General features: G+C 68.1%; 13 protein-coding genes and 1 pseudogene. 9 read left to right on the forward strand and 5 right to left on the reverse strand.

Annotated features, from left to right (window positions below):
- The 3 genes and pseudogenes from TU34_RS18395 to TU34_RS18405 form a co-directional block, all read right to left on the reverse strand.
- Positions 1-432: pseudogene (locus TU34_RS18395) on the reverse strand (HNH endonuclease); the annotation flags it as partial.
- A 634-nt stretch (positions 433-1,066) separates the two neighbouring features.
- Complete coding sequence (locus tag TU34_RS18400) at positions 1,067-2,629, reverse strand: acyl-CoA synthetase (RefSeq protein WP_045824373.1); 1,563 nt, start codon at positions 2,627-2,629, stop codon at positions 1,067-1,069.
- Positions 2,630-2,656: 27 nt separating this feature from the next.
- A complete protein-coding gene (locus tag TU34_RS18405; protein WP_045824374.1) occupies positions 2,657-3,712 on the reverse strand; it encodes an LLM class F420-dependent oxidoreductase in 1,056 nt (351 codons plus the stop codon).
- Between the two features lie 68 nt (positions 3,713-3,780).
- On the opposite strand from TU34_RS18405, the gene TU34_RS18410 reads away from it, so the two are divergent.
- The 4 genes from TU34_RS18410 (at position 3,781) to TU34_RS18425 (ending at position 7,525) form a co-directional block, all read left to right on the forward strand.
- Positions 3,781-4,797, forward strand: a complete 1,017-nt coding sequence (locus TU34_RS18410; RefSeq protein WP_150116601.1) for a Zn-ribbon domain-containing OB-fold protein — start codon at positions 3,781-3,783, stop codon at positions 4,795-4,797.
- A 10-nt stretch (positions 4,798-4,807) separates the two neighbouring features.
- Positions 4,808-5,854 carry a thiolase domain-containing protein gene (locus tag TU34_RS18415; protein ID WP_045824375.1) on the forward strand — a complete coding sequence of 349 codons (1,047 nt, stop codon included), beginning with the start codon at positions 4,808-4,810 and terminating at the stop codon, positions 5,852-5,854.
- The gene (locus TU34_RS18420) at positions 5,854-7,023 is read left to right on the forward strand and encodes a thiolase domain-containing protein (RefSeq protein WP_045824376.1); all 1,170 of its coding nucleotides are present in this window, start codon (positions 5,854-5,856) and stop codon (positions 7,021-7,023) included. Before TU34_RS18415 ends, TU34_RS18420 begins: the two co-directional genes overlap by 1 nt.
- Before the next feature lie 64 nt (positions 7,024-7,087).
- The gene (locus tag TU34_RS18425) at positions 7,088-7,525 is read left to right on the forward strand and encodes a nuclear transport factor 2 family protein (RefSeq protein WP_045824377.1); all 438 of its coding nucleotides are present in this window, start codon (positions 7,088-7,090) and stop codon (positions 7,523-7,525) included.
- A gap of 6 nt (positions 7,526-7,531) precedes the next feature.
- Here the strand turns inward: TU34_RS18425 and bla are convergent, their stop codons facing one another.
- On the reverse strand, positions 7,532-8,419 hold the full coding sequence (bla, locus tag TU34_RS18430) for a class A beta-lactamase (protein WP_045824378.1): 888 nt from the start codon (positions 8,417-8,419) through the stop codon (positions 7,532-7,534).
- Positions 8,420-8,458: 39 nt separating this feature from the next.
- Positions 8,459-9,706, reverse strand: coding sequence for a cytochrome P450 (locus TU34_RS18435; protein WP_238981376.1), 1,248 nt, complete (start codon positions 9,704-9,706; stop codon positions 8,459-8,461).
- Between the two features lie 163 nt (positions 9,707-9,869).
- On the opposite strand from TU34_RS18435, the gene TU34_RS18440 reads away from it, so the two are divergent.
- The 5 genes from TU34_RS18440 (at position 9,870) to TU34_RS18460 (ending at position 14,097) form a co-directional block, all read left to right on the forward strand.
- Positions 9,870-11,036 carry a steroid 3-ketoacyl-CoA thiolase gene (locus tag TU34_RS18440; protein WP_045824380.1) on the forward strand — a complete coding sequence of 389 codons (1,167 nt, stop codon included), beginning with the start codon at positions 9,870-9,872 and terminating at the stop codon, positions 11,034-11,036.
- Between the two features lie 12 nt (positions 11,037-11,048).
- On the forward strand, positions 11,049-11,555 hold the full coding sequence (locus TU34_RS18445) for a nitroreductase family deazaflavin-dependent oxidoreductase (protein WP_045824381.1): 507 nt from the start codon (positions 11,049-11,051) through the stop codon (positions 11,553-11,555).
- Positions 11,556-11,654: 99 nt separating this feature from the next.
- Complete coding sequence (locus TU34_RS18450) at positions 11,655-13,019, forward strand: WS/DGAT/MGAT family O-acyltransferase (protein WP_045824504.1); 1,365 nt, start codon at positions 11,655-11,657, stop codon at positions 13,017-13,019.
- A 45-nt stretch (positions 13,020-13,064) separates the two neighbouring features.
- Positions 13,065-13,727 (forward strand): GNAT family N-acetyltransferase, encoded by a 663-nt coding sequence (locus TU34_RS18455; RefSeq protein ID WP_045824382.1) that lies wholly within the window; start codon positions 13,065-13,067, stop codon positions 13,725-13,727.
- A 1-nt stretch (position 13,728) separates the two neighbouring features.
- Positions 13,729-14,097, forward strand: a complete 369-nt coding sequence (locus TU34_RS18460; RefSeq protein WP_045824383.1) for a DUF1304 domain-containing protein — start codon at positions 13,729-13,731, stop codon at positions 14,095-14,097.
- The last annotated feature ends 5 nt before the right edge of the window (positions 14,098-14,102 follow it).

Genomic DNA, 14,102 nt, shown 5'->3' on the forward strand with positions numbered 1-14,102 from the left:
ACGGTCGATCTCTCCGCGATCATGTGGGGTGAGGTGCGCGGTCTCGCGGACCAGGATCGTCGCTCGCCACTCGGTGAGCGCGCCGGACGCCAACGCGACACGCGTGTGCGGCATCTCGCGCATCAACGCACGCGCAAACCCGAGATACCGACCACCAGCAGAGCCGGACGCTTTGCGTGCGAGTGCGACCTCGGCAGCCAACCCACGACCCTGGCGCGCCTTCGGTACGCCGGCGGCGGACTCGGATTCGACGCGGAGTTCCTCCAGTCGCATCGTCTCCACAGCCTGCGCCGCAGCGCATCCCGCCTTGATCGCCTCGAGAAGCGAGATACGTTCGACTGCTTCGGCCTCGGTGGTGGCCCTGCACAGGTCCCGCAACGACGACACCATGCGCTGCAGAGCAGCGACGTCGTTCTCGTCGAGCGCGATCATCAATCCCCCCGGATCTCGAATACATGTTCGAGGCTACCGAACATCTGCCACCATGTCCAGTAAATGGTTGCCATACAACATGTTTGAGTGGACATACGCGATTGCGCACATCACGGTGATGACGAACCGGGCCGTACCGAGCAGCTCAGTAGCCGTGTCCGGACCGCTCCCCGTCATGCTCGACGCGGATGCCGGGTAGGTAACCGAATCGGTATCCGGCGCGAAGTAGCTTGCGGCGCTTCTTGTCCTCGGACCAGCGGCGGCGGGGCCAGCCGGCGGCGAACACCGATCCCCGCCACACGGACGGGTTGCCGGTGAATGTCGCCGCGTGTTCGACGACGCCGTCGATCTGTGCATCGAGGCCGAGCCTCGACGTGTGTACGACTGGCGGCCAGGGAAACAGAGCCCACTTCGGGGCTGCCGCGTGACCGTGGATTGTCGTCCGCGACGATCGAGGGAAGCCCCGATCCGACCGGGTCGAGGACCGCGCGGGCTCGCGTCTCCCACCGTTCTTGCGCCGACTGACGACTCATCCCGGTCGCCCGACCGATGGCCGCCCACGGCGCGCCCTGCACCCGGAGCACCACCGCCGTCTCGATCCCGTCGCAAGTCTCTGTCAAGCATTCCCTGACAGTCAGATGGCGCGTTCGGCGCGCTCCCAGTACGGGTCGCGGAGCTTGCGCTTGTACAGCTTGCCGTTGTCGTCGCGGGGCATCTCGTCGACGTAGTCGATGGAGCGCGGGAGTTTGAACTTCGCCAGGCGTGCGCGGGCGTAGTCCATCAGCTCCTCGCTCAGCGCGTCGCCACCGGCCACGCCGTCGGCCGGCAACACGACGGCCTTGATCTCCTCACCCCAATCGGAGTGCGGGACACCGAAGACCGCGACATCGGCGACCTTCGGGTGCACCACCAGCTCACCCTCGATCTCGGCCGGATAGATGTTGACCCCGCCCGAGATGATCATGTCGTTCTTGCGGTCGAGCAGATAGAGGAAGCCCTCGTCGTCCATGTACCCGATGTCGCCGGTGGTGAACATGTTTCCCACCCTTGCCTTCTGGGTCTTCTCCTTGTCCTTGTAGTACTCGAACGAGGAGCCCTTCATCTCCATGTAGACCTGTCCGCTCTCGCCGCGCGGCACCTCGTTGCCGTCGTCGTCGAGAACCTTGACGATCGAGTACGACCACGCCTTGCCCACCGAACCGGGATGGGTGAGCCACTCGTCGCCGAAGATGGTGGTCCCGCCGCCCTCGGTGGCCGCGTAGTACTCGGTGACCACCGGGCCCCACCACTCGAGCATCTGTTGCTTCACCTCACGCGGACACGGCGCGGCCCCGTGGATCATGTTGCGCAGCGACGAGACATCGTATGTCGCACGTACCTCCTCGGGCAGCGCGAGCAGGCGGCGGAACTGGGTGGGCACCATGTGACTGTGGGTCACGCGGTGCTCCTGGATCAGGCGGAGCATCTCCTCGGGATCCCACTTGTCCATCAGAACGACGGTGTGGCCCAACTGGATCGAGATCATCACGAAGTTGACGACAGCGGTGTGGTAGAGCGGTGATCCACAGATGTGCACGTGGTCGTCGTGGGGCACGAGTCCCATCACGCCGAAGAAGCCGATGCCGCCCATCGCCGCCTGCTCGGGTGCGACACCGGGCAGAGGTCGCCGGACACCCTTCGGTTTGCCGGTGGTGCCCGAGGTGTACAGCATGGGCGCACCGGTGGTCCGGTCGGAGGGTTCGGAGTCGTCGACGTCGGCGACCAACTCGTCGAGACCACGGAACCCGTCGATGGACCCGTTCGCGAAGAGGTCGGCGGCAGCCATGCCGGCCTCCCGGGCCGCGATGACCGCCGACTCGGCGAAGCGCTCGTCGGCGACGAAGATCTTGGCCTCGCTGTCGCCGAGGATGTAGGCGATCTCGGGTCCGGTGAGGTGCCAGTTGACCGGCGCGAGATAGAGCCCGATCTGCAGAGCGGCGAACTGCAGGCACACCGTCTCGATGCAGTTGGGCATCGCGATGACGAGGGTGTCGCCGGTCGACAGTCCGTGCGCACGCATCCCGTTGGCGAGCCGGTTGGCCCGCGAGACGAGCTCGCCGTAGGAGATCTGCGAGCCCGACGGATCGATCAGCGCGACCGCGTCGGGCGTTGCGCGAGCGATGTTCCACAGACCGATCGGAGCTTCGTTGTCCGCCATCTGCGACCTCCAAAATGAGAACGTGTTCTACCTGTCGGGGTCAGAGTAGACCAGAGCACCCAACTCGCGAACAAGGTCGACCGAGCGGGCGGTCACCATGAGCATCGAGACCCCCGCCGATTCCCACCGACCGATCTCCGCGCGCACCTCCTCGGCGGTGCCGACGATCATGGTCTCGCGCACCATCTCGTCGGGGACCGCGGCGACGGCGGCCTCCTTCCGACCGGCCCGGAAATGCGCCCCGATCTCGTCGACGGCGTCGCCGTACCCCATCCGCCGATAGACCTCGGCGTGGAAGTTGAGCTCCTCGGCGCCCATGCCGCCGACGTACAGCGCGGTGCTGGGCTTGTAGCGCGCGATCGCGGCCGGCACGTCGTCGGTGATCTCGACCTGCACCGTTGCGGACACCTCGAACTCGTCGCGGGTGCGTCGCGCCCCCGGGCGTGCCATGCCCTCGGCGAGGCATTCCTCGTAGTGGTCGGCCAGTCGCGGGGTGTAGTAGATCGCGAGCCACCCGTCGGCGATCTCGCCGGTCAGAGCGATGTTCTTCGGGCCCTCGGCCCCCAGCCAGATGGGGATGTCGCTGCGCAACGGGTGCGTGATCGGCTTCAGGGATTTGCCGAGACCCGTCGACCCGGGCGCATCGGCCGGGTACGGCAGCCGGTAGTGCGGGCCGTCGTTGACGACCTTGCCCTCACGTGCCAGGACATCGCGGATGACCTGCACGTATTCGCGCGTGCGGGCCAGCGGCTTCGCGAACGGCTGGCCGTACCACCCCTCCACCACCTGCGGACCGGACACACCCAGACCGAGGATGTGCCGGCCACCGCTGAGGTGGTCGACGGTGAGCGCGTGCATGGCGACCGATGTCGGCGGCCGGGCCGCGATCTGCGCGACGGCGGTCCCGAGCCGCACCCTCGACGTGGCGCTCCCCCACCACGCGAGCGGGGTGAAGGCGTCCGACCCCCACGACTCGGCGGTGAACACCGCGTCGAACCCCGATTCCTCGGCCGCGGCGATGAGCTCGGGGGCGTTGTCGATCGGGCCCGCGCCCCAGTAGCCGAGTTGGAGTCCGAGCTTCATGACCGACCGTCTTTCCGTCGAGGCGAGGGCGCTTCCTTGCGCCCAATTCTAGAACCTGTTCTACTCCCATGGTGACCATCAGTGAGACCACGCCCGGGTACGTCGCCGCGGCGAGAGCAGAGGTGCCCCCACCGGCGACACCGGTGCTCTCCGCGCCGTTGAGGAACAGCTTCGACTACACCCGCTCGCTCGGCCCGGTGTTGACGAGATTCGCCGAGGGACTGCTCGCCGGCGAGATCGTCGGCGGTCGGTCCGCGGACGGCCGCGTGATCGTCCCGCCGAGCGAGTTCGATCCGGCGAGCGGCGCCCCGACGACAGATTTCGTCACCGTCGGCCCCGCCGGGGTGGTCACGACGTGGTCGTGGCAACCCGAACCGCTGCCCGGGCAGCCCCTCTCCGAGCCGTTCGCATGGGCGCTGATCCGCCTCGACGGCGCCGACACCGACGTCCTGCACGCGGTGCGGGTGTCCACACCCGACGAGATCACCTCCGGCGCGCGGGTCGTCCCCGTGTGGTCGGAGCAACGCACCGGACGCATCGACGACATCTCGTGGTTCGTTCCCGGCGACACGGCCACCGACGCCCCGGCGAACGCCGGCGAGGGACCGGCCACACCGGGCATGATCACCACCCCGATCGGCCTCGCGATCGACCACACCGCCACCGTCGAGGAGAGCTGGTACCTCGAGGGCCTCAAGAACGGCAAGTTGTACGGCAACCGCACCGCCGACGGCGTGTACTTCCCTCCGCGACAGGCGAGTCCGGCCACCGGCGAGCCGGCGGGTGAGCGGGTGGAGTTGCCGGACCACGGCATCATCACCACGTTCTGCATCGTCAACGTGCCGTTCCTCGGCCAGCAGATCAAGCCGCCCTACGTCGCCGCGTATGTGCTCCTCGACGGCGCCGACATCGGCTTCCTGCACCTCATCCTCGAGGTCGAGGCGAGCGAGGTGCGGATGGGGATGCGTGTGCAGGCGGTGTGGCGTGACGAATCCGAATGGGACCACACGCTGCGCAACATCAGTCATTTCCGTCCGACCGGGGAACCCGATGCGGACTACGACTCCTACAAGAGCCATCTGTGAGGACGCGACCGTGACCATGCCCCGTATCGCGATCATCGGTTTCGCGCACAGCCCCCACGTCGAGCAGACGTTCGGCACCACCAACGGCGTCGAGATGTTGATGCCCTGCTTCGCGAAGCTCTACGCCGAGCTCGGCATCAGTCGTACCGACATCGACTTCTGGTGCAGCGGATCGTCGGATTATCTGGCGGGGCGGGCGTTCTCGTTCATCTCGGCCATCGACTCGATCGGCGCGGTGCCGCCGATCAACGAATCACACGTCGAGATGGACGCCGCGTGGGCCGCGTACGAGGCCTGGGTGAAGATCGCCACCGGCGAGGTCGACCTCGCCCTGGCCTACGGTTTCGGCAAGACCTCCGCCGGCACCATGGATCTCACCCTCGCGCTGCAGACCGACCCGTACACCGTCGCGCCGCTGTGGCCCGACGCGCGGTCGTTGGCCGCATTGCAGGCCCGCACCGGACTGGAGTCGGGGGCCTGGACCGAGGCCGACATGGCCGCGGTCGCCGCGCGCACCATCGGCGCCTCGGTCGAGGAGCTGCTCGCCGCTCCCCTGGTCGCCGATCCGCTTCGTGCGCACGACCTCTCGCGCTACACCGACGGCGCGGCCGCGGTGATTCTCGCCTCCGAGGACCGTGCACGCGAACTGGTCGCGAACCCGGCGTGGATCACCGGGTGGGACCACCGCATCGACTCGCCCAACTTCGGCGCGCGCGACCTCACCGACTCCCCGTCGACGAGGCTGGCCGCCGACACCGCGCTGGGTGACCACCGTGCGGTCGACGTCGCGGAGATCTACGCGCCGTTCACCCACTCCGAGCTCATCCTGCGCACGGCGATGAAGCTGCCCGACTCGGTGCGGATCAACCCGTCCGGCGGCGCCCTGGCCGCCAACCCGATGTTCGCCGCAGGAGTCGAGCGGGTCGGTTTCGCGGCCTCGTCCATCCTCGCCGGCGAGGCGAACACCGCGGTGGCCCACGCCACCAGCGGTCCACTGCTGCAACAGAACATGGTGGTGGCGCTCTCGAGCGACGCTGCTGCCGGAGATGAGAACTGATGGGGCGCAATCGCGCGGCGGTCATCGGGACCGGCCAGACCAAGTACGTGGCCAAGCGGCACGACGTGACCATGGCCGGGATGTGCCGCGAGGCCATCGACGCCGCGCTCGCCGACTCCGGCTACACGATGGACGACATCGACGCCGTGGTGGTCGGCAAGGCACCCGACCTCTTCGAGGGCGCCATGATGCCGGAGCTCGCGATGGCCGAGCACCTCGGTGCCGTCGGCAAGCGACTCATCCGCGTCCACACCGCGGGGTCGGTGGGTGCGTCGACCGCGGTGGTGGCGTCGTCGCTGATCAGCAGCGGCGTGCACCGCCGGGTGTTGGCGGTGGCGTGGGAGAAGCAGTCGGAGTCGAACGCCATGTGGGCGTTGTCGATCCCCGTCCCGTTCACCATGCCGGTCGGCGCGGGTGCCGGCGGGTTCTTCGCCCCGCACGTGCGCTCCTACATCCGACAGTCCGGTGCGCCCGAGCACATCGGGGCGATGGTGGCGGCGAAGGATCGCCGCAACGGCGCCAAGAACCCCCTCGCACATCTGCACCAGCCCGACATCAGCGTCGAGTCGGTGATGGCCTCGCAGATGCTGTGGGACCCGATCCGCTACGACGAGACCTGTCCCTCGTCGGACGGCGCGTGCGCGGTGATCATCGGCGACGGGAAGGCCGCCGACGACGCCGTGGCGGCGGGGACCCCGGTCGCGTGGATCCACGCCACGGCGATGCGCACCGAACCGTTGTCGTACGCCCACCGCAACCAGGTGAGCCCGCAGGCCGGTCGGGACGCCTCGGCAGCTCTGTGGAAGGCCGCCGGTATCACCGACCCCCTCGAGGAGGTCGATACCGCCGAGATCTACGTCCCCTTCTCGTGGTTCGAGCCGATGTGGTTGGAGAACCTCGGTTTCGCCGCACAGAACGAGGGGTGGAAGCTCACCGAGAAGGGCGAGACCGACTTCGGCGGACGCATGCCGGTCAACACCTCCGGCGGCGTCCTGTCGTCCAACCCCATCGGGGCGTCGGGCATGATCCGCGTCGCCGAGGCGGCGATCCAGGTGCAGGGCAAGGCGGGCGATCACCAGGTCCCCGACGTCCGAAAGGCCTTCGGCCACGCCTACGGTGGTGGGTCGCAGTACTTCTCCATGTGGCTCGTGGGTGCGGAGAAGCCGTGATGATGTTGACGACGGAGTTTCGGAGCAGCCCACGACTCGATGTCACAGCGGGTGCGGAGAAGCCGTGAGCAAGCCTGCCTATCTCGACATCGATCGCGAGAACAACCCGGCCGTGGTGGCGGGCAGGATTTCGCGGGAGATGGTCGCCGTCCGCGACAAGCAGGGGTGGCTGGACAACTTCGCCGACGACGCCGTGGTGGAGGATCCCGTCGGCCCGTCGATGTTCGACGAACACGGGAACGGCCACCGTGGCCGCGACGCCATCTCGGCGTTCTGGGACATGACGATCGCGACCACCGAGCGGCTCGATTTCGAGTTCGACGAGGAGATCATCTGCGGCAACGAGGTCGCCTACATCGGGCGCATCGTCAGCCACATCGGCGGCCATGTCACCACCTCGCGCGGTGTGTTCACCTATCGCGCCGATGCGAGCGGCAAGCTCGTCGCCCTGCGCGCCTTCTGGGAGGTCCAGAAGACGATGGAGTCCCTCCGGCCCGAGTGAGAGCGTTCAGGCGGCGCGCGCGACGAGCGACGCCACCCGGGCGATCACCGCGTCGGCGGCCGTGGCGTCGGGGACGTCGCGGGCGTTGCGGGTCTGCACGACCAGCAGGATGCGTCGGCCGCCGGGTCCGATGAGGAGCCCGGCGTCGTCGGCGCTGCCGTAGTCGCCGGTCCCCGTCTTGTCCGCCGTGGTCCACCCTGCGGGCAGATCGGCCCGGAACCTCTTGTCCGACGTGCGGGTTCCGCGCATCCACCCGACGAGCGTGGTGCGATCCCGCGGGTCGAGACGGGTGCCCACCATGATCGCCCGCAGGCCCGCGGCCCACGCCTGCGGGACGGTGGTGTCGCGGACGTCGCCGGGGAACGCGGTGTTCAGTGCCGTCTCCTGTCGCACCATCAGCGTGGCCGGTTCGCCGGTACTGCGGGCGAACGCGGTCAGCGCACGTGGGCCGCCGATCGCGGCGAACATGAGGTTCGCCGCGGTGTTGTCGCTGAGCTGCAGTGCGGCGACGGCGATCTCGGGATAGGTCATGGTCCCGCCGACGTGCTTCCCGGTCTCCGGCGAGTTGGCGACGATGTCGCTCGCGCGCACCGGCACCGGCCTGGTCAGCGAGAGGCGTCCGTGGCGTGCGGCGTCGAGGACGGCCGCGGCGAGGTACACCTTCGACATCGACAGGACCGGGAACCGCTCACCGGCGTTCACCGCCGCGATCACCCGACCCGTCCGCAGGTCACGAGCCCACACCCCGATGGTCGTTTCGGCCTGTTTCGCCGACGCCACGATCTGCGCGTCGATCGAGATGGGTTGCGGCGCCGCGCTCGCCGACGCGGCGAGCACCCCCGAGGTCACCGACACCGAGACGAGGACGACGGCGAGACGACCGAACATGCGCATGGCGAACAATCTGCCATCGCACCGGCGCGGTGTCGAGGCTCAGGTGTAACGGACCTGCATCTCCTTGATGCCGTTGATCCATCCGTGGCGCAGGTATCGCGGATCGGCGACCTTGGTGATGTCGGGCATGTGGTCGGCGATGGCGTTGAAGATGAGGTTGATCTCCATACGGGCCAGGTTCGCGCCCACGCAGTAGTGGGCGCCGTGGCCGCCGAACCCCACGTGCGGGTTGGGGTCTCGGGTGATGTCGAAGGTGAACGGATCGGTGAACACCGCCTCGTCGTAATTGGCGGAGCCGTAGAACATCCCGACCCGCTCGCCCTTGCGGATCTGCACACCCCCGAGTTCGAGATCGCGGCGCGCGGTGCGTTGGAAGCAGTTGACCGGCGTGGCCCAGCGGACGATCTCGTCGGCGGTCGTCGCGGGCCGCTCGCGCTTGAACAGTTCCCACTGATCGGGGTGGTCGAGGAACGCGTCCATGCCGCGCGAGATCGCGTTGCGGGTCGTCTCGTTGCCGGCGACGGTCAGCATGATGAAGAAGTAGCCGAACTCGATCTCGTCGAGGGCGAGACCGTCCATGTCGGCGTGCACGAGCTCGGTGACGATGTCGTGCATCGGGCAGGCCTTGCGCGCCTCGGCCATCTGATAGGCGTAGCCGAGGATCTCCGCGGCCGCGATCTGACCGTCGTCGGCGAACTCGGGATCGTCGTAGTTCATCATCGCGTTCGACCACGCGAACAACTTCTGCCGATCCTCCTGCGGCACGCCGAGCAGATCGGCGATCGCCTGCAGGGGGAGCTCGACGGCGACGTCGTGGACGAAGTCGCCGACCCCGCCCTTGGCCGCGGCCTCGGTGACGATCTGACGCGCGCGGTCGGCGAGGCCCTCCTCGAGCGCGTGCACCGCCTTGGGCGTGAACGTCTTCGACACCAGCTTGCGCAGACGCGTGTGCTCGGGCGGGTCGTGGTTGATGACCAGCGCCTTGGTGATCTCGAGTTGTTCGGGATCCAGGTCGTCGTCGTAGCGGATGATCACGCCGTTGTCGTTGGCCGACCACAGTTCGTTGTTCTTCGAGATGGCACGGATGTGTTCGTGCTTGGTGACCACCCAGTAGCCGCCGTCGTGGAAGCCGCCGCCCTTGCCGTCGGCCTGGGCGTTCCACCAGATCGGCGCGGTCTGGCGCAGCTGCGCGAAGAGCTCGGCGGGGATGCCCTGCTGCAGCAGGTCGGGATCGGTGAAGTCGAACCCGTCGCCGAACACCGGACAGGAATTCTGTGTGCTGGTCACTGCGACCACCTCTTCAGATCTGGGTGAACGTGTTGCAGTTTCGATTGAAACACTGTTTGCCCAGCTTGACCATGGGTTGGCGGTGCCGAGATGGACTCGAATGGAAACTTGTTCTAGTTTTGTCAGACAACCGAGACAGAGATGATCGAGAAGAGGATTCACGATGGGCGTGCCGGTGATCGTCGAGGCAGTACGGACCCCGATCGGGAAACGGGCCGGGTGGCTGTCGGGGCTGCACGCCGCCGAGATCCTGGGAGCGGCCCAGCGCGGCGTCATCGAGCGTGCGGAGATCGACCCGGCTCTCGTCGAGCAGGTGATCGGCGGGTGCGTCATGCAGGTCGGCGCGCAGGGGAACAACATCACCCGCACGGCCTGGCTGCACGCCGGACTCCCGTGGCAGACCGGCGCCACCACCGTCGACTGCCAGTGCGGATCGGCACAGCAGGCCAACCACCTCGTGGCCGGCCTCATCGCCACCGACACCATCGACGTCGGGATCGCCTGCGGCATCGAGGCGATGTCGCAGGTCCCGTTGGGCGCCAACGTGATGCTCGAGGGCGCAGGGGAACGCCGTCCCGCGTCGTGGGACATCGACATGCCCGACCAGTTCACCGCCGCCGAGCGGATCGCGGCCCGCCGCGGCATCAGCCGCGCCGACACCGACGCCCTCGGCGAGCGCAGCCAACGGCTGGCCAAGCAGGCCTGGGACGAGGGGCGGTTCGACCGCGAGGTCATCGCGATGAAGGCACCCGAACGCGCGAAGTCGGGCGAGCTGACCGGCGAGATGCTCGACGTGACGCGCGATCAGGGCCTGCGCGACACCACCCTGGAATCGCTCGCGAACCTCAAGCCCGTCATCGACGGCGGGATCCACACCGCGGGTACGTCGTCGCAGGTGTCCGACGGTGCCGCGGCGGTGCTGCTGATGGACGAGAGCAAGGCCCGGGCCCTGGGTCTCACACCGCGCGCCCGCCTGCGGGCGCAGGTTCTCGTCGGCGCCGAGCCGTACTACCACCTCGACGGCCCGGTGCAGGCGACCGAGAAGGTGCTCGCGAAGGCGGGGATGTCGATCTCCGACATCGACCGCTTCGAGGTGAACGAGGCGTTCGCCTCGGTGCTCCTGAGCTGGGCGTCGGTGCACAAGCCCGACATGGACCGCGTCAACGTGAACGGCGGGGCGATCGCACTCGGACACCCGGTCGGCAGCACGGGATCGCGGCTGCTCACCACCGCGCTGCACGAACTCGAGCGCAGCGATTCGCAGACCGCACTCATCACCATGTGCGCCGGCGGGGCCCTGTCGACCGGGACCATCTTGGAACGAATCTGAGAGACTGTTCCAATGAGTGCCGACAACCGCAGCAGAGACACCCCCCGCGCGAAGCCCGATGCCCTCGACTCGGCGGCGGTCGGGGCGATCCTCAAATGGGGATCGAGGGCCAACACCGCCCTCTACAAGGCGACCGGCGGTCGGCTCGGCGCGAAGTGGCGCATCGGCGGCGGCTTCCGGAAACCGGTACCGGTGTGCCTGCTGACGACGACCGGCCGCAAGAGCGGCGAGAAGCGCACGGTGCCGCTGCTGTGTCTGCGCGACGGTGACGCGGTGGTGCTGATCGCCTCGCAGGGCGGCCGGAAGAACAACCCGCTCTGGTACCTCAACCTCGTCGCCGACCCGGACGTGACGATCCAGATCAAGAACGACACCCGGCGATACGTCGCACGCACCGCCGACCCAGCCGAACGCGAGCGACTGTGGCCGCGATACGCCGAGATCTACGCCGACGTCGACCAGTACCAGGAGTGGGCCGACCGCACGATCCCGCTGGTGATCTGCGAACCGGCGGGCTGAATCCGACAATGGTTCGTCGTGGCCGAACGTTTCGGTCACACGTTGCGGAAACCACGTCGGGGCCGTCGGGGAACGGCCACAATGGCACGGGTGAACTACATGCCACCGACAGACGCCATGTTCCTGCTGGCCGAATCACGCGAGCACCCGATGCATGTCGGTGGACTGCAGCTGTTCACCCCGCCCGAGGGTGCCGGGCCCGACTACGTGATGAACATGATCAGCGAGATCCGATCACAGACCGAGGTCTCCTCCCGCTTCGCGATGCGTCCGGCCGACCCGGTGAGTTCGGTGGGCAACCTGTGGTGGGCGCAGAACGAGACGATCGATTTCGACTACCACATCCGCCACTCGGCGGTCCCCCGCCCGGGCCGCATCCGTGAGCTGTTCCAGCTGACCTCGCGCTGGCACGGAACCCTTCTCGACCGGCACCGCCCCATGTGGGAGATGCACGTGGTCGAAGGCATCGAGGACGGCCGGTTCGCGGTCTACACCAAGGTGCACCACTCGTTGTTCGACGGCGTCTCGGCGCTGCGCAACATGCAGAACACCCTGACCGAGGACCCGAACGACACCGAGCTGCGCGTGCCGTGGACCCCGAAAGAACGTCGCCCCAAGCCCTCCGGCGGCGGTTCGCGGAACCCGCTCGCGCTCGTCGGCGATGCGTTCTCCCTCGGCACCACCGCCGCCGGTCTCGTACCCGCCGGCCTGAAGATGCTGCGACAGGCCCTCGGCGACCACAACTTCACCACCCCGCTCGACGCCCCGCGCACGATCTTCAACACCCCCATCGGCGGCGCCCGGCGCTTCGTCGCGCAGTCGTGGGAGATCGAACGGGTCAAGGCCGTCGGCGACGCCGTGGGCGCGACCCTCAACGACGTCGTGCTCGCGATGTGCAGCGGCGCGCTCCGCCGCTACCTCACCGAACTCGGTGAGCTGCCGGAGAAGTCGCTCACCTCCATGGTCCCGGTGTCGTTGCGCCCGGGCGAGTCCGCCGACGGCGGCGGCAACGCGGTCGGCGCCGTCATCGCCTCGTTGGCGACCGACGTCGACGACCCGGTCGATCGCCTGATGGCGATCCGCGAGTCGGTGCAGGCCTCGAAGAACCTGATGAAGGAACTGAGCCCCACGCAGATCCTGCTGTTGAGCGCGGTGAACATGTCGGCGCTGGCGCTCTCGCCCGTGCCGGGGTTCGTGAGCCTCACCAAGCCGCCGTTCAACGTCATCATCTCCAACGTGCCCGGTCCGCAGAAACGCATGTACTGGAACGGTTCTCGTCTCGACGGCGTCTACCCGGCGTCGATCGTCCTCGACGGACAGGCCCTGAACATCACGTTGACGAGCAACGACGACCAGCTCGACTTCGGGATCATCGGATGCCGCCAGACGCTACCCAGCCTGCAGCGCCTCATCCATCACATCGAGGACTCGTTGACCGAACTGGAGAAGGCCGTCTCCGCCTGACGCGACACCCCTCGGCGGCCGGCGCGGCTGATCTACGATGACGCCATGACCGATCATGATCGTGCCGCGACCCGTCGCGAGATCACCACTGCCCTGTCGTCCGCATTCGAGCGTCGCCACGAGGTGCTCGACGCCATCGTCGACGCGCCCGACCGCGCCGCGTCGGTGACCGCCATCGCCGCCCTGTTGTCGGTGTCGCCCCTCGGCGCCGAGGCCGTGATGGGAATGTCGTTCGAGCAGTTGACCGTCGAGGCCCGGCGCGCCAACCAGGCGGAGCTCGAGGACCTCGACAGCCGGCTCACCTTCACCCTCGCCGAGCGTCCCGCGGCGACCGGCGACTCGGTCACGCTGCGGCAGTTCGACACCTCGGCCGACGCAGATCTGTTCTCTGCGCGCACCGCCGAGATCGGTGCCGCCGGCGACGGGTCGGGCAAGCCCGCGGCCGGCCTCGACGACGAGATCGCCTCCGCCTCGGATCGCATGTTCGCCGAGGAGGCGGCGTGGTTCGTCGCGCACGAGGGCTCGGAGAAGATCGGCCTGGTGTTCGGTGAGCTGGTCGACGGCGAGGTCAACGTCCGCATCTGGATCCGCCCCGAACATCGCAAGAAGGGTTACGGCACAGCCGCTCTGCGCGCGTCGCGGTCGGAGATGGCGTCGCAGTTCCCCGGCGTCCCGATGGTGGTCCGCGCACCGGGCGCCCAGGCCTGACGTGCCCGTCGCCGCCGCGGTCTTCGCGGCGCTGGCCGCGGTCCTGCACGTCGCCATCTTCGTGATGGAGTCCGTGCTGTGGACGCGACCGGCCGTCTACCGTCGGTTCGGCCTCGCCTCCGCCGACGAAGCCGCGGCCACCCAGTCGATGGCCTACAACCAGGGCTTCTACAACCTCTTCCTCGCCCTGGGCATCGTCATCGGCATCGCGGTGGGCGGCAGCGTCGGCACCGCACTCGTGGTCTTCTGCTGCGCGTGCATCGTCGCGGCGGCGGCAGTACTGCTCACGACAGGACTGTCGTATCTGCGCGCCGCCGCGACGCAGGCGGTGTTCGCCGTCGTCGCACTGGTGCTGTTCGCGGTCCTGTAGACCCG

The sequence above is a fragment of the Williamsia herbipolensis genome, from assembly GCF_000964005.1.
Classification (GTDB): Bacteria; Actinomycetota; Actinomycetes; order Mycobacteriales; family Mycobacteriaceae; genus Williamsia_A; species Williamsia_A herbipolensis.